General features: G+C 73.2%; 21 protein-coding genes. 13 read left to right on the top strand and 8 right to left on the bottom strand.

What is annotated here, in order from left to right:
- Both ACIBNE_RS22780 and ACIBNE_RS22775 read left to right on the top strand, forming a co-directional pair.
- Window positions 1-534, top strand: a 534-nt coding sequence (locus tag ACIBNE_RS22780) for a dicarboxylate/amino acid:cation symporter (RefSeq protein ID WP_399274224.1), incomplete at its 5' end; no start/stop codon positions are given.
- Window positions 535-644: 110 nt separating this feature from the next.
- Window positions 645-1,298: a TetR/AcrR family transcriptional regulator gene (locus tag ACIBNE_RS22775; protein WP_399274222.1), complete on the top strand. Its 654-nt coding sequence runs from the start codon at window positions 645-647 to the stop codon at window positions 1,296-1,298.
- A 25-nt stretch (window positions 1,299-1,323) separates the two neighbouring features.
- Here the strand turns inward: ACIBNE_RS22775 and ACIBNE_RS22770 are convergent, their stop codons facing one another.
- Both ACIBNE_RS22770 and ACIBNE_RS22765 read right to left on the bottom strand, forming a co-directional pair.
- Complete coding sequence (locus tag ACIBNE_RS22770) at window positions 1,324-2,196, bottom strand: MaoC/PaaZ C-terminal domain-containing protein (protein WP_399274220.1); 873 nt, start codon at window positions 2,194-2,196, stop codon at window positions 1,324-1,326.
- Window positions 2,197-2,444: 248 nt separating this feature from the next.
- Window positions 2,445-3,752, bottom strand: a complete 1,308-nt coding sequence (locus ACIBNE_RS22765) for a 3-oxoacyl-ACP reductase (RefSeq protein ID WP_399274218.1) — start codon at window positions 3,750-3,752, stop codon at window positions 2,445-2,447.
- Between the two features lie 71 nt (window positions 3,753-3,823).
- On the opposite strand from ACIBNE_RS22765, the gene ACIBNE_RS22760 reads away from it, so the two are divergent.
- A complete protein-coding gene (locus ACIBNE_RS22760; protein ID WP_399274216.1) occupies window positions 3,824-5,101 on the top strand; it encodes an acetyl-CoA C-acetyltransferase in 1,278 nt (425 codons plus the stop codon).
- A 103-nt stretch (window positions 5,102-5,204) separates the two neighbouring features.
- On the opposite strand, the gene ACIBNE_RS22755 is transcribed toward ACIBNE_RS22760, so the two are convergent.
- Window positions 5,205-5,714 carry a tetratricopeptide repeat protein gene (locus tag ACIBNE_RS22755; RefSeq protein ID WP_399274214.1) on the bottom strand — a complete coding sequence of 170 codons (510 nt, stop codon included), beginning with the start codon at window positions 5,712-5,714 and terminating at the stop codon, window positions 5,205-5,207.
- 229 nt (window positions 5,715-5,943) lie between these two features.
- On the opposite strand from ACIBNE_RS22755, the gene ACIBNE_RS22750 reads away from it, so the two are divergent.
- Window positions 5,944-6,786, top strand: coding sequence for a M23 family metallopeptidase (locus tag ACIBNE_RS22750; RefSeq protein WP_399274212.1), 843 nt, complete (start codon window positions 5,944-5,946; stop codon window positions 6,784-6,786).
- Between the two features lie 97 nt (window positions 6,787-6,883).
- On the opposite strand, the gene ACIBNE_RS22745 is transcribed toward ACIBNE_RS22750, so the two are convergent.
- Window positions 6,884-7,087 (bottom strand): cold-shock protein, encoded by a 204-nt coding sequence (locus ACIBNE_RS22745; RefSeq protein ID WP_003967102.1) that lies wholly within the window; start codon window positions 7,085-7,087, stop codon window positions 6,884-6,886.
- A 485-nt stretch (window positions 7,088-7,572) separates the two neighbouring features.
- Between ACIBNE_RS22745 and ACIBNE_RS22740 the strand changes: the two genes are divergently transcribed.
- Window positions 7,573-8,385, top strand: coding sequence for a menaquinone biosynthetic enzyme MqnA/MqnD family protein (locus ACIBNE_RS22740; RefSeq protein WP_399274286.1), 813 nt, complete (start codon window positions 7,573-7,575; stop codon window positions 8,383-8,385).
- Between the two features lie 37 nt (window positions 8,386-8,422).
- Here ACIBNE_RS22740 and ACIBNE_RS22735 read toward each other — a convergent pair whose 3' ends face one another.
- Entirely contained in the window at window positions 8,423-9,607 is a 1,185-nt protein-coding gene (locus ACIBNE_RS22735; RefSeq protein WP_399274210.1) for an alpha/beta hydrolase, read from the bottom strand.
- Window positions 9,608-9,868: 261 nt separating this feature from the next.
- Here ACIBNE_RS22735 and ACIBNE_RS22730 point away from each other — a divergent pair, with 261 nt between their 5' ends.
- The 5 genes from ACIBNE_RS22730 to ACIBNE_RS22710 all read left to right on the top strand — a co-directional run bounded on the left by ACIBNE_RS22730 (window position 9,869) and on the right by ACIBNE_RS22710 (window position 16,793).
- Window positions 9,869-11,611, top strand: coding sequence for a serine/threonine-protein kinase (locus ACIBNE_RS22730; RefSeq protein ID WP_399274208.1), 1,743 nt, complete (start codon window positions 9,869-9,871; stop codon window positions 11,609-11,611).
- Between the two features lie 132 nt (window positions 11,612-11,743).
- Entirely contained in the window at window positions 11,744-12,952 is a 1,209-nt protein-coding gene (gene mqnC / locus ACIBNE_RS22725; protein WP_399274206.1) for a cyclic dehypoxanthinyl futalosine synthase, read from the top strand.
- 7 nt (window positions 12,953-12,959) lie between these two features.
- Window positions 12,960-13,469 (top strand): imidazolonepropionase-like domain-containing protein, encoded by a 510-nt coding sequence (locus ACIBNE_RS22720; protein WP_399274204.1) that lies wholly within the window; start codon window positions 12,960-12,962, stop codon window positions 13,467-13,469.
- Between the two features lie 35 nt (window positions 13,470-13,504).
- Window positions 13,505-14,200 (top strand): demethylmenaquinone methyltransferase, encoded by a 696-nt coding sequence (locus tag ACIBNE_RS22715; protein WP_399274202.1) that lies wholly within the window; start codon window positions 13,505-13,507, stop codon window positions 14,198-14,200.
- A 127-nt stretch (window positions 14,201-14,327) separates the two neighbouring features.
- Window positions 14,328-16,793 carry a zinc-ribbon domain-containing protein gene (locus tag ACIBNE_RS22710; RefSeq protein WP_399274200.1) on the top strand — a complete coding sequence of 822 codons (2,466 nt, stop codon included), beginning with the start codon at window positions 14,328-14,330 and terminating at the stop codon, window positions 16,791-16,793.
- A 145-nt stretch (window positions 16,794-16,938) separates the two neighbouring features.
- On the opposite strand, the gene ACIBNE_RS22705 is transcribed toward ACIBNE_RS22710, so the two are convergent.
- Window positions 16,939-17,454 (bottom strand): GNAT family N-acetyltransferase, encoded by a 516-nt coding sequence (locus ACIBNE_RS22705; RefSeq protein WP_399274198.1) that lies wholly within the window; start codon window positions 17,452-17,454, stop codon window positions 16,939-16,941.
- Between the two features lie 96 nt (window positions 17,455-17,550).
- Here ACIBNE_RS22705 and ACIBNE_RS22700 point away from each other — a divergent pair, with 96 nt between their 5' ends.
- Window positions 17,551-18,834: a geranylgeranyl reductase family protein gene (locus ACIBNE_RS22700; RefSeq protein ID WP_399274196.1), complete on the top strand. Its 1,284-nt coding sequence runs from the start codon at window positions 17,551-17,553 to the stop codon at window positions 18,832-18,834.
- Here the strand turns inward: ACIBNE_RS22700 and ACIBNE_RS22695 are convergent.
- Window positions 18,800-19,816 carry a helix-turn-helix domain-containing protein gene (locus tag ACIBNE_RS22695; RefSeq protein ID WP_399274194.1) on the bottom strand — a complete coding sequence of 339 codons (1,017 nt, stop codon included), beginning with the start codon at window positions 19,814-19,816 and terminating at the stop codon, window positions 18,800-18,802. The two genes, ACIBNE_RS22700 and ACIBNE_RS22695, sit on opposite strands and share 35 nt — an antisense overlap.
- 120 nt (window positions 19,817-19,936) lie before the next feature.
- On the opposite strand from ACIBNE_RS22695, the gene ACIBNE_RS22690 reads away from it, so the two are divergent.
- Window positions 19,937-20,830 (top strand): NAD(P)-dependent oxidoreductase, encoded by an 894-nt coding sequence (locus ACIBNE_RS22690; protein WP_399274193.1) that lies wholly within the window; start codon window positions 19,937-19,939, stop codon window positions 20,828-20,830.
- Between the two features lie 150 nt (window positions 20,831-20,980).
- Here the strand turns inward: ACIBNE_RS22690 and ACIBNE_RS22685 are convergent, their stop codons facing one another.
- The gene (locus tag ACIBNE_RS22685) at window positions 20,981-21,838 is read right to left on the bottom strand and encodes a C40 family peptidase (RefSeq protein WP_399274191.1); all 858 of its coding nucleotides are present in this window, start codon (window positions 21,836-21,838) and stop codon (window positions 20,981-20,983) included.
- A 704-nt stretch (window positions 21,839-22,542) separates the two neighbouring features.
- On the opposite strand from ACIBNE_RS22685, the gene ACIBNE_RS22680 reads away from it, so the two are divergent.
- Window positions 22,543-22,902: an NADH-quinone oxidoreductase subunit A gene (locus ACIBNE_RS22680; RefSeq protein ID WP_399274189.1), complete on the top strand. Its 360-nt coding sequence runs from the start codon at window positions 22,543-22,545 to the stop codon at window positions 22,900-22,902.
- The last annotated feature ends 7 nt before the right edge of the window (window positions 22,903-22,909 follow it).

The raw sequence follows: 22,909 nt of genomic DNA, 5'->3' as shown, positions 1-22,909 counted from the left end.
GGCGCCTGGCCCGCGATCCAGCTGGCCTTCGTCTCCCGCTCCTCGGTCGGCACCATGCCGGTCACCCAGAAGGTCACCGAGCGCCTCGGCGTCCCGAAGGAGTACGCCTCCTTCTCCGTCCCGTTCGGCGCCACCACCAAGATGGACGGCTGCGCCGCGATCTACCCGGCGCTCGCCGCGATCTTCATCGCGCAGATCTTCGACGTCTCCCTGAGCGTCGGCGACTACCTGCTGATCGCGTTCGTCTCGGTCGTCGGCTCGGCCGCCACCGCGGGCCTCACCGGCGCCACCGTCATGCTGACCCTGACCCTCTCGACGCTCGGCCTCCCGCTGGAGGGCGTCGGCCTCCTCATGGCGATCGACCCGGTCCTGGACATGATGCGCACCGCCACCAACGTGGCCGGCCAGGCACTGGTCCCGGTCATCGTCTCGGCCCGCGAGAAGATCCTCGACCACGAGGCGTACGAGAACGCGTCGTCGTCGCCCATCGACGAGCCGAGCCCGGCAGCGGGCCCGGCCCCGGCCACCGCGTAACGCTCCGCGGGGCGCCGCCTGTGACACCGTGAGGGCCCGTTCGTCCGTGCGTACGGACGAGCGGGCCCTCGTCGTACGCTTACCCGGGAGTAAGGGGAGGTCCGGACGACATGGGCGCAGTCAAGGGCAAGCGGATGCCGCGTGCCGTGCGCGAGCAGCAGATGATGGACGCCGCCGTGCGCACCTTCGGGCAGCGCGGTTACCGGGCTGCCTCGATGGACGAGATCGCCGAGCTGGCCGGGGTGTCCAAGCCGCTCGTGTACTTGTACCTGAACTCCAAGGAAGAGCTGTTCACGGCCTGCATCAGGCGTGAGGCGCAGGCGCTGGTGGCGGCCGTGCGGGCCGCCGTGGAGCCGGGTGCCGGGGTGCCGGCCGACCGGAAGCTGTGGGCCGGGCTCGCGGCGTTCTTCACGCACACCGCGGAGCACCCCGACGGGTGGGCCGTGCTGCACCGGCAGGCCCGCACGCACGGGGAGCCGTTCGCCGCGGAGGTCGCGGTGATGCGCGACGAGATCGTGGCCTTCGTGACCGGGCTCATCGACGCGGCCGCGCGGGAGACGCACAGCGAGGACGAGCTGGCCGAGACCGATGTGGCCGGCCTCGCCCAGGCCCTGGTCGGCGCCGCCGAGTCGCTGGCCGGGTGGGCCAACGAGACGCCGGGCATCGGCGCGAAGGAGGCGGCGGCCACGCTGATGAACTTCGCCTGGCAGGGGCTCGGGGACCTGATGCGGGGCGAGCGGTGGAGCCCCGGGGGCGGCGGCTGAGGCCTCAGAGGCGGCGGCTGAGGCCTCAGGGGCCGGTGCTTCGGATGTGGCCCGTGAGGTGGAGCTTTCCGTCCGGGGAGCGCAGCTCGAAGGCGCCCGTGTCCTCGTCCGCCGCGTAGGCGACGGTGGACGGGAGCGGGACGGGGGCCTTGAACTCCGCCCGTACGCGGGTGGGGTCGCCCTCTCCGTGCTCCGCCAGGCAGCGGGCCAGCGTCCACATGCCGTGCGCTATCGCCCGGGGGAAGCCGAGGGCGCGGGCGGTGAGCGGGTGCAGGTGGATCGGGTTGAAGTCGCCCGAGGCCCTGCCGTAGCGGCGGCCCAGGTCGCCGGGGAGGTGCCACCGCGCGAGTACGGGAAGGGCGGGGACGGGCCCGGCGGGCTTCGGGGCGGTGGCGGTGCGCGCCCGCTCGGGGGCCGTGCCGCGGTCGTGGCGGGCCAGGTAGGTGCTGTGCGACTCCCACGCGAGGTCGCCCGCGAGGCGCGCCTCGGTGACCACCACGACCTCGGTGCCCCTGCGGTGCGGGCGCAGCTCGCGGGCGTACACGGTGAGGTCGGGGCGGTCGTCGGGCAGGAGCGCGTGGTGACGGGTGATCCCGATGCCGGTGTGCACCAGGCCGAGGACCGGGAGCGGGAAGGCGCGTGCCGCCATGAGGCGCATGGCCAGGGGGAACGCGAGGACGTGGGGGTACGGGAGGGGGAGCGGGCGCGGGCGCGGGCCCGTTCCCGGGCCGGTTCCCGGGGCGGGGAAGCGGCACACCTCCGCGTACGCGGCGAGGTGCGCGGGGTCGATGCGGGCGGCGGGCAGGTGGAGGCGGCTCCCGGGGAGCCGCGGCGTCGCGCCGGGGCGCTTCAGGGGGGAGGCGAGGGCGGCGCGCAGGAGGGTGAGGGTCGTTGACACGGTGCTCCTTCGGTCGGTCTGCCGGTGTCCGTCTGCTTTCCCGGGGCGGGGTTCGCCCGGCCTGCGGGGTGTTGCGCGGTGCGGTGTCCCGGCGCCCGGGGCGGGGGTCCGCCCGCGGTGGGCAGTCCCCCCATCCCTTCCTGAAAACCTGCCGGTGACGAGCCCGCTCGCGCGGGGCGGGTACGTGCGGCGACCGCCCCGCCCCCGCGCGGTTCCCCGGGCCCCGTACGGGGCGCGTTCGCGCCCCCCTACGCGCCGAGCAGCGACTGGCCGCACACCCGGACCACCTGTCCGTTCACCCCCGCCGCCCCCGGACTCGCCAGCCACGCCACCGCCTCCGCCACGTCCACCGGGAGCCCGCCCTGCCCGAGGGAGTTCATCCGCCTTCCCGCCTCCCGGATCAGCAACGGCACCGCCGCCGTCATCTTCGTCTCGATGAACCCGGGCGCCACCGCGTTGACCCGCACCCCGTGCCCCGTGGCGCACCCCGCGCCCAGGGCCCGTACGAAACCGATCACGCCCGCCTTGCTCGCCGCGTAGTTCGTCTGGCCGGTGTTGCCCGCGATGCCCGCGATCGACGCCGTCGCCACGATCGCCCCGCCCCGCCGCAGCGTCCCGTCGGCGAGCAGCGCGTCCGTCGTGCGGAGCACCGACCCGAGGTTCACGTCGAGGACCGAACTCCAGCGCTCCGCCGCCATGTTGGCGAGCCGCCTGTCCCGGGTGATCCCCGCGTTGTGGACGAGCACGTCAAGACCGCCGTCCCCGGCCGCGTCCGCGATGACCCGTGCCGCGTCCGGCGCCGTGATGTCGGCGTCGACGTCCGCACCCGTCACGTCGAGCCCGATCACCCGCGCCCCGTCCCGCTCCAGCGTCGCGGCCACCGCCGCCCCGATGCCCCGCGCGGCGCCGGTCACCAGCGCGGTGCGGCCCGCGAGCGGCCGGTCCGGGTCGAAGGGCGGCACGGCGCCCCCGCCTCCGCCCTCGACGACCCCCCGGCCTCCGCCCCCGACGGCCTGCCCGCCCCCTACCTCGACGACCTGCCCGCTCACGTACGCGGACCGCGGCGAGAGCAGGAACCGCAGCGTCGACTCCAGGCCCGCCGCGTCCCCGCGCACCCGGACCAGGTTGACCGTACGGCCCCCGCCGATCTCCTTCCCCAGCGACCGCACGAACCCCTCCAACGCCTGCTGGGCCGCAGCCTGGTGGTGGTCCGTCGCCGACACCGCCGCGCCCAGCACCACCACCCGCCCGCCCTGCGCCACCGAGCGCACCACGGGGTGCGAGAGCCGGTGCAGCTCGGCGAGTTCGTCGACCGTCGCGAGCGCGGACGCGTCCAGCACCACCCCCGCCGGGCGTTCCCCCGGCGCCGCCGCCTTCAGGCCCACGTCCGGCAGCGCCAGCGACGACGCGCCCGCCGCCAGGTGCAGCACGGGCCCCTCCAGCGCGGGCCGCTCCGGCGACCAGCGGCGCAGCGCGGCGGGGCTCGGCAGCCCCAGCCGCCTGGTCAGGAAACGACCGGGTCCCGTTGCGGTGAAGTGCAGATAGCGGTCGGCCATTGTCCAGACTCCCTGCGCGGTCGTAGATTTACTCCAGAGTAAGGTTACTTAAGGGTCAGGAGCTGGTCGAGATGCTGTCCGGTACCGGTACGAGGACCATCCGCAAGGTCGCCGTCGTCGGCGGCAGCCGCATCCCCTTCGCCCGCTCGGACGGGCCCTACGCCACCGCCTCCAACCAGGAGATGCTGACCGCCGCGCTGAACGGCCTCGTCGAACGCTTCGGCCTGGCGGGCGAGCGGGTGGGCGAGTTCGTGGCGGGCGCCGTGCTCAAGCACAGCCGCGACTTCAACCTCGCGCGCGAGACGGTGCTGGGCTCCGGGCTGAGCCCGCTCACTCCCGCGTACGACGTCCAACAGGCGTGCGGCACCGGCCTCCAGGCCGTCGTCGCCGCCGCCAACAAGATCGCGCTCGGCGCGGTGGACTGCGCGGTCGCGGGCGGCGCCGACACCGCGAGCGACGCCCCGCTCGGCGTCAACGACGAGTTGCGCAGGCTGCTCCTGGAGGCGCGGCGCGCCAAGTCGACCGCCGCCAGGGTCAGGGCGCTCGCCCGGGTCCGCCCCCGCCACCTCGTGCCCGACGTCCCGCGCAACGCCGAGCCCCGCACCGGTCTGTCCATGGGCGAGCACGCCGCGCTCACCGCCCGGGAGTGGGGCGTGCGCCGCGAGGACCAGGACCTGCTGGCCGCCACCAGCCACCAGCGGCTCGCCGCCGCGTACGACCGGGGGTTCTTCGACGACCTGGTCGTGCCGTTCCGGGGCCTGACCCGCGACCAGAACCTCAGGCCCGGCTCGACGGTCGAGAAACTCGCCGGGCTGAAGCCGGTGTTCGGGACGGACCGGCCGGGCGCGACGATGACCGCGGGCAACTCGACGCCGCTCACGGACGGGGCGGGGGTGGTGCTGCTGGCGAGCGAGGAGTGGGCGGCGGCGCGGGGCCTGCGGCCGCTGGCGTACCTGACGGCGTACGAGACGGCCGCTGTCGACCACGTGGACGGCGCGGAGGGGCTGCTCATGGCCCCGGCGTGGGCGGTGCCGCGGATGCTGGAGCGGGTCGGTCTCGGGATGGCGGACTTCTCGCTGTACGAGGTCCACGAGGCGTTCGCCTCACAGGTGTTGGCGACGCTCGCGGCGTGGGAGAAGCGGGGGCTGGCGCCGGTCGACCGGGAGCGGCTGAACGTGGCGGGGTCGTCGCTGGCGACGGGGCATCCGTTCGCGGCGACCGGGGCGCGGATCGTGGCGACGCTCGCGAAGCTCCTGGCGGAGGGCGAGGGGGGCGCGCCCGGGAGGGGGCTGATCTCGATCTGCGCGGCGGGCGGACAGGGGGTGACGGCCATCCTGGAACGCGCGTAGGCGGGGGCGTTGGGGGGCGGGCCCGGTTGCCGGGGGCGCCAGACGACCGCGCCCGCATGGCGGATGCCGCGCGTACCCGCCCGCCCCGAGCTGGCTCACCCCCTCAGGGGCCCTCCGAGTGCAGCTCGTTCGCGTAGTACCGCACCGATTTCGCGTACTGCGGAAGGTGCGGCGCCAGCGTGGTCAGCGTCAGGGCCAGCGCCTCCTCCCCGCGCCCCGCGTCGTGCAGCGCCAACGCCAGGAACGCCGCGAGCGGGTCGTCCAGCCGGTCGGAGTGCGCCGCGCGCTCCGCGTACAGCAGGTCGACCGCCTCGGCGGCGCGCCCGAGGTTGCGCAGCGTGCTGCCGTACTGGATCACCGCCTCGCGGCGCTTGTCGCCGGAGAGGCCGGCCGCGAGCGCCCGCTCGTAGTACGCGGCGGCCTCCGCCTCCTCGCCGGTGGCGTCGCTCGCCGACGCCAGCTCGAAGAGCGCGCGCGGGTGCCCGGCGGGCAGTTCCGCGGCGAGCGCCGCCGTGCGGGCGCGGAAGGCGACGGGCTCGTCGTCGCCGTCGTAGGCGTCCCAGAGGGCGGCGACGCGCTCGTCCCAGCCGGGCGGGAGGGGTGTCGTGTTCATGGGTGGGAGTATCCGGTACGCGGCGCGCACCGGGCCCGTGGATTTCACGCCGTACGGCCCCCGAGCCGCGTCCCGCCCGTGATCCGCCGAAGGGGATCCGCCGAAGGGGAAGCGGCAGGTGTGTGACATCCGGTGCGGGAACCGGCGCGCGGGGCTGTGGCGACGGGTGGGGTTTTGGCACTCTGAAGTCCGTTCCATGCCGACTGACTCTCCTGACACCGGAGGACGGATGCGCTCCACACGTGCGGCACGTACCGCTCTGCCAGCTCTCCTCGCCCTCGTCGCGGGCCTGCTCACCGCCGTGGCCACCGCGACCCCCGCGCAGGCCGCGCCGAACTTCAAGGCGCCCTTCCCCTGCGGCCAGAAGTGGACCTACAGCCACCACTCGGCCGAGGTCCGCCAGGCGCTGGACTTCGTCAGGTCGGACGGCGGGGGGACGGCGGGCACGCCGGTCCTCGCCTCGGCCGCCGGCACCGCCACCCGGCACTCGCAGCCCAGCGGTGCGGGGAACTACGTCGTGGTGGACCACGGGGGCGGCTGGAAGACGTACTACTTCCACCTCGCCGCGTACTCCGTCGGCGACGGCGCGCAGGTCGCGCAGGGGCAGCAGATCGGCACGACGGGGTCGACCGGCAACAGCTCCGGCGCGCACATCCACTACGAGCAGCTGTACAACGGCGCGGGCCAGAGCATCGTCATCAACGGCCAGTCGCTCGCGCCCTATCCGGGCTCGTACGGCAGCAAGCACCTGACCAGCGACAACGGCTGCTCGGGTACGGGCGGCAAGTACTGGGTCGACACCTTCGCCAACGCGACGGGGTACGCGGGCGCGAACACGGGGGACGCGCAGGGCGTCCTCAACAAGGGCACGAACTACGTGTACTGCAAGGTGTGGGGCCAGGAGGTGCGGGACGGCTCGGGCAACTTCAACCACTGGTGGCTGAGGACGGACCTGGACACGGTGTACCCGGGGAAGAACGGGCGGGGCGCGTACGTCTCGGCGTACTACCTCGCGCGCTGGGGCAACGACGAGGCCCGTGACAACAACGGGGCCGTGGTGCCCGACTGTTGAGCGTGCCGCCACAAAGGCAGGAGCCCCGCTCCGGCTTTCGCCGGGCGGGGCTCCTTGGGTACTGCTACATCCGGCCGCGATCGACCGACCCGGGCAACTAGGCCGGGGTGACGTTCTCCGCCTGCGGACCCTTCGGGCCCTGCGTGACGTCGAAGTTCACGACCTGGTTCTCCTCAAGGGAGCGGAACCCGGACGCGTTGATCGCGGAGTAGTGGACGAAGACATCCGGGCCGCCGCCGTCCTGGGCGATGAAGCCGAAGCCCTTTTCAGCGTTGAACCACTTGACGGTTCCGGTAGCCATAAGCCCTCCTTGGGCCAAAGGGTTGCCCTGCTCCAGAACCTGCAAAGAAGTCTGAAAACTACAAAAGCCCACGGAGTCACATGCTCCGCAGGCTCTGTACTGCAAGGGAAACCAAACTGCAACTTGCGGGCGAGCCTAGCACGCAGCCCGGATCCCGCGGTAGAGGGAAAGATCACTTCACCCGGAGGTTTGACGGGTCCCCGATTCGGTGACGGCGGCCCCTCCGGGAGACCCCCGGAGCACCCCTCCGGGAGGACCCGGACGCTCCGCCGCGAGCCCCGCCACAAGCCCCGCCGGGAGGCCCGCCACGAGCCCCGCCGCGCGGGCCCGGTGCGCCTTCCCGTACCCCCCGGGTTTAGTCTCGCGATGTGGACACTTCAGGGGAAAACGAAGCAATCGCCGACCGGGCCGCCGGAGTCGCAGGGGCCGCCGGAGTCACCGGGGCCGGTGGTCACCCGTCCCGGCCCCGCCCCCGCGTCGGCCACATCCAGTTCCTCAACTGCGTGCCGTTCTACTGGGGCCTCGCCCGCACCGGCACGCTCCTCGACCTGGAGCTGACCAAGGACACCCCGGAGAAGCTGAGCGAGCAGCTGATCCGCGGCGAGCTGGACATCGCGCCGGTCACGCTCGTGGAGTTCCTGCGCAACGCCGACGACCTGGTCGCCTTCCCCGACCTCGCGGTCGGCTGCGACGGCCCCGTCATGTCCTGCGTGATCGTCTCCCAGCTGCCCCTGGAGCGACTGGACGGGGCGCGCGTCGCGCTCGGCTCGACCTCGCGCACCTCCGTACGCCTCGCGCAGCTGCTCCTCGCCGAGCGGTACCGCGTCGCCCCCGACTACTACACGTGTCCGCCCGACCTCGGCGCGATGATGAAGGAGGCCGACGCGGCCGTGCTGATCGGGGACGCCGCGCTGCGCGCCTCGCTGCACGACGCCCCCCGCCTCGGCCTCCAGGTCCACGACCTGGGACAGATGTGGAAGGAGTGGACGGGGCTGCCCTTCGTCTTCGCGGTCTGGGCCGCGCGCAAGGACTACCTGGCGCGCGAGCCCGACGTCGTGCGGAAGGTCCACGAGGCGTTCCTCGACTCGATGGCGCTCTCGCTGGAAGAGGTCACCAAGGTCGCGGAGCAGGCCGCGCGCTGGGAGGCGTTCGACGCGGACGTCCTGGAGCGGTACTTCCGGACGCTGGACTTCCGGTTCGGTGCCGACCAGCTCGGCGGCGTACGGGAGTTCGCCCGGATGACCGGACCGACGACCGGCTTCCCGGCCGACGTGCGGGTGGACCTGCTGGGCGGCTGACCAGGACCCGGCAGGCCGACCGACCGGCCCCGGCGCGTCACTCGCTCGCGATCGGGCCCTGCATGTGCTCGCTGATCCACTGGATCGAGCCCTCGGCCATCCCGCCGACGTAGGTCTTCGCGTTGTGCTCGCCGTCGGGAATGACGTTGAGCCGCGTCTTGACCCGGCCCTTCCCGTACGTCTGGGAGAACTTCCGCAGGGAGTTCACGCCCGACTCCTTCGAGCCGACCTGGAACGCCAGGTAGACGTCCTTCGCCGGGTCCTGGGGCTTCGCGCCGAGCGCGGCGGCGAGCTTCTCCGGGTTGTTCGCCTCGCGCTCCGCCTCGTGGCCCTTCCACAGCGGGGAGTCGGGCACGGTGTCGGGGCCCGAGGCGATCACGGCCTTGAACTTGTCCGGGTGCTTCAGCACCGACTTCAGCCCGACGAACCCGCCCGACGACGACCCCATGAACGCCCAGCCGTCGCGGGACTTGAAGGTGCGGAAATTCGCCCGCACGAAATCGGGGACGTCCTCGGTCATCCAGGTGCCCATTTTCGGCTGGCCCGGAATATCACTGCCGTCGTAGTAGTACCTGTCGTCCGGGTTGAGAACGGGCATCACGACGATGAACGGAAGGCTCGCGCCCTCCTTCGACCACTTCGCGATGCTGCTCTGGAGTTTGAGGTCGGTGCCCATCCAGTAATTGTTGGGATAGCCGTTGCCGCCGGGCAGGGCTATCAGCACCGGGAAGCCGCTGCGCTCGTACTTCTTCTCGAAGTACTGCTTGGGCGCCCAGACCCAGACCTTCCCCTTGAACCCGGACTTCTTGCCGTCGAGCGTGGTGTACGCGATCTTCGTGCCGTCGTCGATGGAGTTCTGGGTCTTGAACTCCGCCTCGGGGCCGGTCGGGAACTGCGTCTTGTCCGCGTCCCCCGAGGCCCGCGCGCCGCCCTTGTCGCCCTTGCCCGCGCCCTGGCCGCTCCCGTACTCCTTGGGGGAGCCGAAGGTGACCGGCTCGCCGCGCTCGAAGTACCCCTTCTCGTACGCCATGTGTCCGACGACCCCGCCCGCGGCGCCCACGCCGAGCAGGGTGATGCCTATCAGCCCGCCGCGCACCCTGCGCCAGGTCTTGGACTTCGCCTGGGTGCGGGCCTCGGACCTGGCGCTGGCGCGTGACCCGTACGGGGCTTCGTACGGGGCGCCGTACGGGTCCCCTGCGGGGGGTTCGGGCAGGCGATTCATGGGACGGGCTCCGGATTCGGGTCGGCGGTCCGGCGGGCGGACGGAACAAAAGGGGGAGAGGTCGGTGATCGGGCGGTGGCCGGTGCCCGGGGGGCAATCGGACAAGCCGCCTGATTACGCCCAGGGAGATGGGCGATATCCGGGATTGGTTGACTCCGGGGCCGTACCAATCGTGGTGATCCCGCGCACGTGGCGCCCTACGCTGCTGGAGGAAGGCAGAGCAGTCACGGGGGAGGGCCGCGAGGCCGGAGGGGGACGGACATGCATCCGCTGGACGCGGGCGAGCCGGGGACCATCGGCTCGTACCGGCTGCTCGGCAGGCTCGGCGCGGGCGGGATGGGCCGGGTCTACCTGGGACGCAGCACGGGCGGCCGCACGGTCGCCGTCAAGGTCGTGCACCCGCACTTCGCGCTCGACGAGGAGTTCAGGGCGCGCTTCAGGCGCGAGGTGGAGGCGGCCCGGCGGGTCGGCGGGCGCTGGACGGCGCCGGTCCTGGACGCCGACCCGGAGGCGCCCGTGCCGTGGGTGGCCACCGGGTACGTCGCGGGGCCCTCGCTCACCCAGGCGGTCACCGGGAGCGGGCCGCTGCCCGAGCGGTCGGTGCGGGCCCTGGGCGCGGGCCTCGCGGAGGCGCTGTCGGCCGTCCACGCGCTGGGCCTGGTCCACCGGGACGTCAAGCCGTCGAACGTCCTGCTGGCCCTCGACGGGCCCCGGCTGATCGACTTCGGGATCGCCCGCGCCACGGACGGCACGGCGTCCCTGACCTCCACCGGCGTCTCGATCGGCTCGCCCGGCTACATGTCGCCCGAGCAGATCCTCGGCAAGGGCGTCACGGGCGCGGCGGACGTCTTCTCGCTGGGCGCGGTGCTGGCGTACGCGGCGACCGGCGCCGCGCCCTTCCCCGGCGACTCCTCGGCGGCGCTGCTCTACAAGGTCGTGCACGAGGAGCCGGAGCTGTCCGTGCTCCACGGGGAGCTGCGGGAGGTCGTCGCGGGGTGCCTGGCCAAGGCGGCGGCGGACCGGCCGTCGCCCGCCGAGGTCGCGGCGCGGCTCGCGCCGGGCGGGGCGGCGGAGCTGGTGACGGGCGGGTGGCTGCCGGGGCCGCTGGTGGAGGAGGTGAGCCGGACGGCGGTGCGGATCCTGGACCTGGAGCCCGCGCGGGACGAGCCTTCGGGGCCCGTGCCGTTCAGCAGCCCGGCGGTGGGGTTCGGGCCGCCGGTGCCGCCCGTGCCGGGGTCGGGGCCGGGGTCCTTCGGGGCGCCGTCGTCCGGGGCGCCGCCGCTGCCCCAGGGGCCGCCGTCGGGCGGGTACGGGGGCACGGGGGTTCCGCCGGTCACGCCCGTCTCGCCGGACGCGCCCACCGGTACCGCCGCAGGCGTCTCCCTCTCCGCGTCCGCCTCCGCCCCCGCGGCCGGGCCGGGGCGGCGGGTCAGCTGCACGGTGACCCTCGCGGTCGCCGGGGCGCTGGCGGCGGTGACCGTGGGCGGGGCCTTCCTCAGCGGGATGTTCCGGAGCGAGGACAAGAAGGACGCGGCGCAGGGGGCCGACAGCGGGAGCAGGCCGTCGCCGCCCGCCGGGACCGGGGCGGCGTCCCCCGCGCCGACCGACGCGTCGTCCCCGCCTTCCGTCCCCGCGGCCGTGCCCTCGGCGTACGTCGGGATCTGGAAGGGGCCCTTCACGGTGACGCTGCTCGGGTCCGAGGTGAACGGCGGGACCTTCACGGTGACGATCAAGAACGGCAGGAGCGGGGAGCGGATCGGCACGGTGAACCAGTACGACGCGCTGGGGTCGCTGAGCTGCGTGGACAACCTGGTGCTGAAGGGCGTGACGGAGAAGGAGGGGCTGGTCGCCGAGGGGTCGTCGAACGGCAGGCACAGCACGTGCACGCCGGGGGCGCACGTGGTGCGGCTGAAGCTGGTCGCGGGAGCGGTGCGGTACACCTCGGACGAACCGAGGGCGGGCGACCCCCGGGCAACGCTCCGTAAGGAGGGGACGGCGGGGTAGGGGGCGTCCCGGGCGAGGGGCCCCGAGGGCGGGGCCCAGGCGGAGGGCCCCGGGGGAGGGGTACCGCCGCCCGCCGAAGGGCCTGGCGTAGGCTGGATCGGTCCGCGCACACCCTGCCGAAAGGGACATCCGGTGACCGAGAACGCCGACCTCAACCTTGATGTCACAGCCGTCCTCGACCGCGCCGCCGGGGGCGGCCGGATCACCCCGGAGGAAGCCCTCGCCGTCTACCGGAGCGCCCCCCTCCACGCCCTCGGCAAGGCCGCCGACGCCGCGCGCCGCCGCCGCTACGCGGGTACCGAGCACATCGCGACGTACATCATCGAGCGCAACATCAACTACACCAACGCCTGCGTGACCGCCTGCAAGTTCTGCGCGTTCTACGCCCCGCCCAAGAGCGACAAGGTGTGGACCCGCGACCTCGACGACATCCTGCGCCGCTGCGCGGAGACCGTGGAGCTGGGCGGCACCCAGATCATGTTCCAGGGCGGCCACCACCCGGACTACGGCGTGGAGTACTACGAGGAGCACTTCGCGGCGATCAAGAAGGAGTTCCCCCAGCTGGTCATCCACTCCCTCGGCGCGTCCGAGGTCGAGCACATGGCCCGCATCTCGGGCGTCACGCCCGAGGAGGCGATCCGCCGCATCCACGCCGCAGGACTCGACTCCTTCGCGGGCGCCGGCGCCGAGCTGCTCCCCGAGCGCCCCCGCAAGGCGATCGCCCCGCTCAAGGAGTCCGGCGAGCGCTGGCTGGAGATCATGGAGATCGCCCACGGCCTGGGCGTCGAGTCGACCTCCACGATGCTGATGGGCACCGGCGAGACCAACGCCGAGCGCATCGAGCACCTGAGCATGATCCGCGACGTCCAGGACCGCACGGGCGGCTTCCGCGCCTTCATCCCGTACACCTACCAGCCGCAGAACAACGCGCTGAAGGGCCGTACGCAGGCCACGGTCTTCGAGTACCTGCGGATGCTCGCCGTCGCCCGCCTCTTCCTCGACAACGTCGCGCACATCCAGGGCTCGTGGCTCACCGTCGGCAAGGAGGCCGGACAGCTCTCGCTGCACTACGGCGCCGACGACCTCGGTTCGATCATGCTGGAGGAGAACGTCGTCTCCTCCGCCGGTGCCAAGCACCGCTCCAACCTCCTGGAGATGATCCACATGATCCGCAGCGCGGACCGCGTCCCGGCGCAGCGCGCGACCACGTACGAGCACCTGGTCGTCCACGACGACCCGGCGGACGACCCGGTCGACGAGCGCGTCGCCTCGCACATCTCGTCCACCGCGATCGAGGGCGGTACGGCCCACCCCGAGCTGAAGCTCATCTCCACCAACTGAGCGCGGGATGCTGACGCTGCACAAGTGCGGTGCGGACGCGGTTGTCGTGGACGGCGACCGCGTCGCGGCCGTCGGACCGTACGAGGAGCTGTCCGCCGCGTACGGGGAGCGGGCCAGGACCCGGGAGTGGGACGGGGCCCTGACCCCGGGCCGCCACGAGCCCGACGCCCCCGCCCTCCTGGAAGCCGCCTACTGGCCCGACCCGCGCGAGGCCGACGCGCTCGGCACCGAGCCGCTGACCGGCGCCGCGCTGACCGCGCTCGGCATGACCGAGGTCCGCTGGGGCGCGTCCGCCAGGCGCGGGGTGCAGCGGCTCCTCGCCCTCGGCACGACCACCGTCGCGGGCCCCTTCGCCCGCCCGGCCGTGCGCACCGCGGTCACCCGTTCGGGGCTGCGGGTCCAGGGCGCCCCGCACGTCCTCGCGGTCGGCGGCCCCGCCGACTTCGCGGTCCTCGCGGCGGACGGCGGCTGCCGGGCCACGGTCGTCGGCGGCCGACTCGTCCACCGACGCCGCTGACGGACGGGGGAAGGCGGAACGGCACAATGGGAAACGTGACCCGAGCATCCCTGGACAAGCAGCCGCACGAAGTCGCCACGATGTTCGACGACGTGGCCCGCAACTACGACCTGACCAACGACGTGCTCTCACTCGGCCAGGCCCGCCTGTGGCGCAGAGAGGTCGCCAAGGCGGTCGACGCCCGCCCCGCGGAGAAGGTCCTCGACCTCGCCGCAGGCACCGGCACCTCCTCGATGTCCTTCGCCGCCACCGGCGCCTACGTCGTGCCCTGCGACTTCTCGATGGGCATGCTCCGCGAGGGCAAGAAGCGCCACCCCTGGCTGCCGCTGACCGCGGGCGACGGCACGAAACTCCCGTTCAAGGACGGGGTCTTCGACGCCGTCACGATCTCCTACGGGCTGCGCAACGTCGTCGACTACGACGCGGCGCTGCGCGAGATGCACCGGGTGACGAAGCCCGGCGGGCGCATCGTGATCGCGGAGTTCTCCACGCCGACGTGGAAGCCGTTCCGGCTGGTCTACCAGGAGTACCTGATGCGGGCGCTGCCGCCGGTCGCGCGCGCGGTGTCCTCCAACCCCGACGCGTACGTCTACCTCGCCGAGTCGATCCGCGAGTGGCCCGACCAGCCCGCGCTGGCCGCCAAGCTCCAGAAGGCCGGCTGGTCGAAGGTGGCGTGGCGCGACCTCACGGGCGGCATCGTGGCGCTCCACCGGGGCGTGCGGACCGCCTGAACCGGCGGCGGACGCACCCCGGTTGACGGGAACCGGCGAGCGGGCAAGATGAGTCCGTTGTTATCAGCGGAACTTATGCGGAGCTTATGCTTCGGGCTCTTCCAGTCTCTGTCTCACGGGGTGTCACATGGCTTCTTTCTGCCCGCACTGCGGAATCCAGGGCCCGGAGGACGCCCGTTTCTGCATGAAGTGCGGGCGGGAACAGCCCGTCACACCGCCCGCGCCGCCCCCGCCGCCAGCGGCTCCCGCGGCTCCTGCGGGCGGCCCGCCCCCGCCGCCCGGCGCCCCGCCCCTCGTACCGCCGCCACCGGGGTACGCGCCGGGACCCACCGTCCTCGGCGCCTTCCTCGGCCGCGCCTTCCGCGGCGACTGGGCCACCGCCGCCAGGGCCGCGCTCTGGCCGCTCGGCCTGCTGGTCGCCGCCGCCGTCGCCCTCGCGATCCCCACGTACGGGCAGGGCGACGACGTCGTCGTCGGCTGGGCCGACCGGCTGCGCGTCGCGCTCGCCCTGCTGCTCCAGGGCGTCGGCGGCGACCTGGAGGTCTCGGCCTCCGAAAGCGGCGGCGACAGCGGCGGCTTCGACCTGTCGGTCGTGCCGCTGACCGTGACCGCGCTGTGGATCGGCGCGCTGCTGCTGAGCGCGCGGATGCTGCGCGGCGGAGGGCTCGAAGCGGCGGTGCGCCTCTCGGTGCTCGTCACCGGCGGCGTCCTGGTCCTCGGGCTCTTCGGCCAGCCGCAGGTGCGCGAGGTCGAGGTCTCCTCCGCGCCGCCGCTCGCCGCGCTCGGGGCGCTGGTGCTCTCCTTCGCGGTCACCGGCGGCGTCCTCCAGCGCGAGACCCTCGCCCACCGGCTGGCGGCCAGGCCGGGGGCCGCGTCGGCCGTACGGGCGCTGGGCACCGCGCTGCGGGCGCTCGGCCTGGTGCTCGCGCTCGCCTCGCTCGTCGGCTTCGTCGCGTACGCCAACATCGACGGCGTGCACGGCAAGGAGCTGCTCTACGCGCTGCCGCTGCTGCCCAACATCGGGCTCGCGGCGCTCGGACTCGGTTGGGGCGTGCCCGTCGAGTACGACGTCCGGGGCACCGGCGGCCTCCTCAGCGGCTCCGAGCGCGACTCGTTCGGGCTGTCCGAGCTGGCGGACGGGGTCAACAGCGGCGCGGTCGTGGGCGCGCTGGCGCTGGGCGCGGTCTGCGCGCTGATCGTGGGCGTGCTCACCGCGCGCCGGTCGGCGGACCGGGGCGGGCAGCTGCTGGCGGCGGTCTTCTTCCTGGGGCTCTACCTGCTGCTGCTCGCCGTGGGCGGGTTCTCGGCGGAGATCACCGAGGGCGACCCCAGCGCGTGGGGCGGCTCGCGGCGCACGCTGGAGGTCGCGTCGAGCGTGCCGGACGCGCTGCTGTTCGGGCTGCTGTGGGTGGCGGGAGCGGTGGTGGCGGGGCCGGTCGCGCTGCGGATGTCGGGCCGCTCGGCGCTCGGCCTGCCGCCGTACGCGGCGGCGGGGGCGGGGGCGGCGGGGGCCGCCGGATACGGGGGGTACGGGGCGCCGGTGATGCCCGGGGTGCCGCCCGCGGCCGCCGGTGCGTCCGCCGCGCCGGAGGCCCCGCCCACGGGGTCCGCCGTGCCGGGGGCGTCCGCTGTGCCCGCCGCGCCCCTGGTTCCGCCGGTCGCGGCCGGGCGGGCGGAGGCGGCTGCCGTGCCCGCGCCGCCCGCGGACGCGCCGCCCGTGGGCCCCGGGCACACGGAGGTGGCTGCCGCCGCGCCCGTCGGACCGGCCGCGCCGGGTGCTTTCGGGTACGGCCCCGGGACGGTGCCGGCCGCGCCCGGGACCGCTACCGCCGGGGCGGTGCCCGCCGCGCGGCGGCGCCGGGTCGCGGTGTGGGCGGGGACGCTCGCCGTGGCGTGTCTCATCGGGGGCGGGGCGACGGCGGGGGTGCTGCTGCTCCAGAAGGACGGGTCGTCGGACGCGAAGGACGACGGCAGGCCGCCCGCGTCCCCCTCGGCCCCCGCGTCCCCGTCCGCGTCGGCGGAGGGTTCGCCGGACGGCCCGACGGACGGCTCGGCGGAGGACGCGTCGGACCAGGCGTCGGGGGAGCCCCAGGCGAGCCCGGAGGCGGAGCCGGAGCCGGGCGCGGCGGCGTCCGACGAGGTGCCCGACGGGTTCACGCTCAGGGACGACCCGGCGGGGTTCAAGGTCGCCGTGATGGACGGCTGGACGCGGAGCCAGAAGGGCAGCCAGATCTTCTACGAGGCGCCCACGGGAGGGGAGTACCTCCAGGTCGGCATCATCGAGAACGCGGCGAAGTCCTCGTACGAGAACTTCCTGGAGCTGGAGGCCACGGCGCGGAAGAAGACGGACCGGCAGTACCTGCGGCTGCGGCTGGAGCCCAACGAGTACCGGGGGCGGCCGGGCGCGGTCTGGGAGTTCACCCACATCCCCGAGCCCGGGGAGGGGACGTTGCGGAACCACGTGATCGACCAGGCGTTCGTGGCGGAGGACGGGACGGAGTACGCGATCCTGTTCGCGGGGCGCGCGGAGTCCTGGGACGCGTCGAAGGACGTGGTCTTCGCCTCGGCGATCGACACGTTCCGCGTGAAGTAGGGGTCCCGTCGCCCGGGTGGGTACGTGCGGCACGTGCCCCACCCTCGCGCAGTTCCCCGCGCCCCCAAAGGGGCGCGGGGAACTGCGCGGGCAAGCCACCACCGGCCCGCAGGTCAACCGCCCGCCCCGCGCCGCCCCCGGAGGCTCACCCCGCCAGGTCCAGGGCGTAGCACCGCCCCTGCTGCCGCGACTGGGGCGTCACGAACGTCTCGGTCAACTCCATCCCCAACCGCTCGATCACCGCGATCGAGCGGACGTTGCGCGCGTTGACCATCGCGTACACCCGCCCCACCCCCGCCGCCCGCACCCGCTCCAGCGTGGCCAGGGCGGCCGCCGTCGCGTACCCCTTGCCCCACGCGGACCGCGCCAGCCGCCACCCGATCTCTATCTGGCCCACGGGCCCGAACCCGGCGTGCGGCCAGGGCTGCGCGCCGGTGAACCCGATCACCTCGCCGTCCTCGTCGAGCATCGTCCACAGACAGAAGCCGCGCTCCGCGTCGTGCTTGCGCTGGCGCGCCGTCAACTCCTCGTACACCGAGACCTCCGCGGGCTTCCCGCCGTGGAACTCCATGACGTCCGGGTGGTCGAAGGCCCGGTGCCAGGCGTACGCGTCCTCCTCCGTCGGAACCCGGAGCTGCACGGCTGGAAGCGGCCTGTTCATGGGGAGCCCTTCGGTAGTCGATCAATTACGCACCCCTAGACTGCATGGGACATGTGCCGCGCGGCACGCGAATTCGAGTCTTCGGGAGATCCGACCGTGACCGAGCCCCTCTCCGAGCACTCCGCGGATGTGATCGTCGTCGGGGCGGGCCCCGCCGGCTCGACGACCGCCTACTACCTGGCCAAGGCGGGCCTGGACGTCCTGCTCCTGGAGAAGACCGCCTTCCCGCGCGAGAAGGTCTGCGGCGACGGTCTCACCCCGCGCGCGACCAAGCAGCTCGTCGCGATGGGCATCGACATCTCGGAAGAGGCCGGCTGGCTCCGGAACAAGGGCCTGCGGATCATCGGCGGCGGCGTGCGGCTCCAGCTCGACTGGCCGGATCTCGCCTCCTACCCGGACTACGGACTGGTCCGCAAGCGCGACGACTTCGACGAGCAGCTGGCCCGTCAGGCGCAGAAGGCGGGCGCCCGGCTGTACGAGCGGTGCAACGTCGGCGCGCCGATCGTCGACGACCGCACGGGCCGCATCACCGGCGTCGAGGCGAAGCTCGGCGAGGAGAAGACCCCGGTCACCTTCCACGCCCCGCTCGTCGTCGCGGCGGACGGCAACTCCACGCGGCTGTCGCTCGCGATGGGCCTGCACCGCCGCGAGGACCGCCCGATGGGCGTGGCCGTGCGGACGTACTTCACCTCGCCCCGGCACGAAGACGACTACCTGGAGTCCTGGCTTGAGCTGTGGGACAGGCGCGGCCCGCAGGACCGGCTGCTGCCCGGCTACGGCTGGATCTTCGGCATGGGCGACGGCACGTCCAACGTCGGCCTGGGCATCCTCAACTCCTCGAAGGCGTTCAAGGAGCTGGACTGGCGCGAGGTGCTGAAGGCGTGGTGCGCGTCCATGCCGGAGGACTGGGGCTACGTCCCCGAGAACATGACGGGCCCGATCAGGGGCGCCGCGCTGCCGATGGCCTTCAACCGGCAGCCGCACTACACGCGCGGGCTGCTGCTGGTCGGCGACGCGGGCGGGCTGGTCAACCCGTTCAACGGCGAGGGCATCGCGTACGCCATGGAGTCGGGGCAGATCGCGGCGGACGTCATCGTGCAGGCGCACGCCCGCATCACGCCCGAGCAGCGCGAGCGCGCCCTCCAGCACTACCCGAAGGTCCTCAAGGACACCTACGGCGGCTACTACACGCTGGGCCGCGCCTTCGTGAAGCTCATCGGCCAGCCGCAGGTCATGAAGATCGCGACGCAGCGCGGCCTGACGCATCCGCTGCTGATGAAGTTCACGCTGAAGATGCTGGCCAACCTCACCGACCCGACGGGCGGCGACGCGATGGACCGCATCATCAACGGCCTCTCGAAGGTGGCCCCGAAGGCGTGAGGGCCCGCGGCCCGAACGTGCGGCGGTAGTCGGTGGGGGACACCCCCACCGACCGGGTGAAGTGGCGGCGCAGGTTGGCCGCCGTGCCGAGCCCGCTGCGCGCGCCGACCTGCTCGACGGGCAGGTCGGTGGATTCCAGCAGGCTCTGCGCGAGGGCGATGCGCTGCTGGAGCAGCCACTTCAGCGGGGTCGTGCCGGTCGCCTCCTGGAGGCGGCGGTGGAAGGTGCGGGGGCTGACCCGCGCGCGGCGCGCCAGGTCCTCCACGGTCAGCGGGTCCGCCAGCCGCTCGACGGCCCACTGGAGGACGGGCGCGAGGCCGTCGTCCTCCCGCGCGGGCACCGGTGCCTCGATGAACTGCGCCTGGCCGCCGGTGCGGTGGGCCTGTACGACCAGGCGGCGGGCGAGCTGGTTGGCGACGGTCGCGCCGAGGTCGCGGCGCACCAGGTGGAGGCAGAGGTCGAGGGCGGCGGTCGCCCCGGCGCTGGTGAGCACGGAGCCCTCGTCGGTGTAGAGCACCGAGTCGTCGACGACCACCTCGGGGTGGCGCGCGAAGAGCTGCGCGCTGTGCTGCCAGTGCGCGGTGGCCCGGCGGCCGTCGAGGAGTCCGGCGGCGGCGAGCGCGAAGGCGCCGGTGCACAGCGAGACCATGCGGGCGCCGGACGCGGCGGCGGCGCGCAGGGCCCCGATCAGCTCGGGGGAGACCTCGGCGGTGCCCTCCACCACGGAGTCGGGCACCGAGGGCACGATGACGGTGTCGGCCCCGACGAGCCCTTCGAGTCCGTGGTCGGGGCGCACGGCGAGGGGGCCGGTGCCGGGTTCGCCGCAGATGCGTAGTTCGTACCAGGTGTCGGAGAGCTCCGGCTGGGGGATGCCGAACACCGCGCAGGCGATGGAGATCTCGTACATCTCCCACATGGTCAGTCCGACGGCCGGGTCGGGGACGACGGCCAGGGCGACGGTTCCCGGGTTTCCCTTGCTCATGGGCCGACCCTACGGCAGGAATTTTGCGCATGCCGTCAGTCCTGCCACTGTCGGCCGCTTTCCGTGGCTGCGAGTGTGGATCTCGTACGAAGAACCGCATCAAAAGGGGAGTTACCGGTCATGAGTGCTCAGCAGAACGTCCCGCCCAACGTCACCGTCACCGTCATCGGGCTGGGGCAGATGGGCGCCGCGCTCGCCGGGGCCTTCCTGACGGCCGGGCACCGCGTCACCGTCTGGAACCGCACGCCCGAGAAGGCCGGGCCGCTCGTCGCCAGGGGCGCGGTCCGCGCCGCGAGCGTGGCGGAGGCGGTCGCCGCGGGCGACGTCGTGGTGGTGTGCGTCCTGGACTACGCGGCCGTACGGGAGTTGCTGGCGCCCGTCGCCGAAGCGCTGCGCGGCAAGGTGCTGGTCAACCTCACCAGCGGCTCGCCCGAGCAGGCGCGCGAGGAGGCCGGGTGGGCGGGGGAGCGGGGGATCGCGTACCTCGACGGGGCCGTGATGACGACGCCGCCCGGGGTCGGCGACAGCGCGAACATGATCCTCTACAGCGGGGCGCCCGAGGCGCTGGCCGCGCACCGGGACGTGCTCGCGGTGCTCGGCGACCCGGTCGACCTCGGCCCGGACGCGGGGCTCGCCTCGCTCTACGACTCCGGTCTGCTGGGGCTGATGTGGTCGGTGTTCGGCGGGTGGTTGCACGGGACGGCGCTGACCGGTGCGGACGGTGTGGCGGCGAAGGACTTCGCGGCGCTCGCCAACCGCTGGCTGCGGACGGTGTCCTGGTTCATCACGGGGTACGCGGAGCAGATCGACGCGGGCGAGTACCCGGGGGACGACGCGACGATCGACGTGCAGGTGGCGGCGATCGGCCACCTGCTGCACGCGGCGCGGGCCCGGGGCGTGGACAACCGGCTGCCCGAACTGCACCTGGCGCTGATGCGGGGGGCGGCGGAGGCGGGCCACGGCGGCGACAGCTACGCCCGCCTGATCGACGCGTTCCGCGCGCCGCGCGGGTAGGGGCGCCCCGTTGGGGGCGCGGGGAACCGCGCGAGCAAGGGGGCACGCGCCGCAGATCACCGCGAAACCGGAGCGGGCCCGCCCGCAAAGCGGTACGGCGAAGGGCCGTCACACCGGACTCCGGCGTAACGGCCCTTGAGGATTCGCGCGTCAGAGGTAGCGCACCGCGCCCGTCGGCGGGTCCCAGTCCAGGGACTTCTCGACGACCCCGGTCCCGGAGTTCTGCGCGCCGATGAACTTGCCGCCGCCCGAGTAGATCGCGACGTGGTACGCGGAGCCGCGCCCGCCCCAGTACAGGACGTCGCCCGGCTGGAGGTTGTCCAGCGAGACCGCGGTGCCGCCGGCCGACTGCGGCTGCGAGGTGCGGTCCAGGGACACGTTGATGGAGCGGTACGCCGCCTGCACCAGGCTGGAGCAGTCCCACGCGTTGGGCCCGGTCGCACCCATCACGTACGCGTCGCCGATCTGGGCGCGCGCGAACGCGATGACCGCGGCGGCGGAGCCGGTGGCGTTCGAGGAGGAGCCCCGGTCCGACGACGAGCCGGAGCCCTCGTCGGACGAGGAGCCGGAGTCCGACCCGGAGGCGGCGGAGGTCGAGGCGAGCGTGGTACGCCGGGCGTCGCGCGCCGCGCGCTCCTGGGCCTCGCGCTCCGCCTTGGCCTTCGCCTCGGCCTTCTTCTTCGCCTCGGCCTTGCGGTCCGCCTCGGCCTTGGCCTTCTTCGCGGCCTTGGCCGCGCTCTCGGCGGCGGCCTCCTGCTGGGCCTGCGCCTCGAACTGCACGGCAAGCTGCTGGGTGGCGTTCGCAGACTCGACCGCGGCGGTGTTCAGGTCCGTGGTCAGGGTCGGCATCTCGATGGTCTCGGTCACCGGCTCGGCATTCGCCGGCCCGGCAGCACCGGCCACCGCGATGGTGCTGAGGACGCCACCGGCAACTCCGGCACGGAGCGCGATTTTCGACGCGCTGCGGCGGGGCTTCCGGTGGCTGGGTATGTGAGCGGTGTGGGACATGGGACAACCGCTATCAGGGCCCGACCGTTCCTTTCAAGAAACGTGTCGTGCGCCACAGTTACGGCCGGAAGCTGTGAATCCACTTGTCCGGCGCCTTTATTGACGCCCTAACGGGCAATTCGGGCATGCATGATCAGGGCCGTGATCACGGTGTTTCCATGATTCGTCCGAATTGCCCGACGCTTACCACTGCTTCACGCCGATGGCCAAGCCCGCTTTCGGGCCACCCGTGGGCCTGTGGTGCAGGTCACATCCCGATAACGCCCGGCGGCTCCGGGGAGGGCTCCGGAGCTCGTGAACGCGCGCACGTGTCCACCCGGGTCCCCGGATCTCCCCCGGCCGAGTGAGTTGTGATCCTTTATCACCGGTCCACGTCCATCGCCAATTTGCCTGCACCCACCACCTCTTGATAGTGCGACAGGCCTCCTACCGGCGGTTACGGGCGTTGATGTCACGAGTAGTGATCACTCAACCGCTTCGCGTACGTAGATCACCGCTCATCCGACTTCATGATCCTTCGTCAGGTGGCAGAGATCACAAACTAGTTGGCGCACCCCGTGTCGCAGATCACAGGACGGCGGGCATAGGATGCGGGGCAGTCGGGCTTGTGAACTGCCTCACATGTACGCGATCTTCGCGAGGCGGCGTGACAGGAGAGCCCGGTGCGGTCCAACGGTCAAGGACGACTGGAAGGAGCGAGAGGCGTGAATGCCTACGCGCCCATCCTTGTGCTCGGCGCTCTCGCGGCAGGCTTCGCGATCTTCTCCGTGGTGATGGCGACGCTGATCGGCCCCAAGCGCTACAACCGGGCCAAGCTCGAGGCGTACGAGTGCGGTATCGAACCCACTCCCACACCAGCGGGCGGCGGTCGCTTCCCCATCAAGTACTACCTGACGGCGATGCTCTTCATCGTCTTCGACATCGAGATCGTCTTCCTCTACCCCTGGGCCGTCACCTTCGACAGCTTGGGGCTTTTCGGGCTCGTGGAGATGCTGCTCTTCGTGCTCACCGTCTTCGTCGCCTACGCATACGTGTGGCGCCGCGGCGGCCTGGAATGGGACTGAGGGGCGG

The sequence above is a fragment of the Streptomyces sp. NPDC050504 genome, assembly GCF_044458065.1.
Classification (GTDB): domain Bacteria; phylum Actinomycetota; class Actinomycetes; order Streptomycetales; family Streptomycetaceae; genus Streptomyces.
This window is presented reverse-complemented; position numbering and strand designations above follow the sequence as displayed.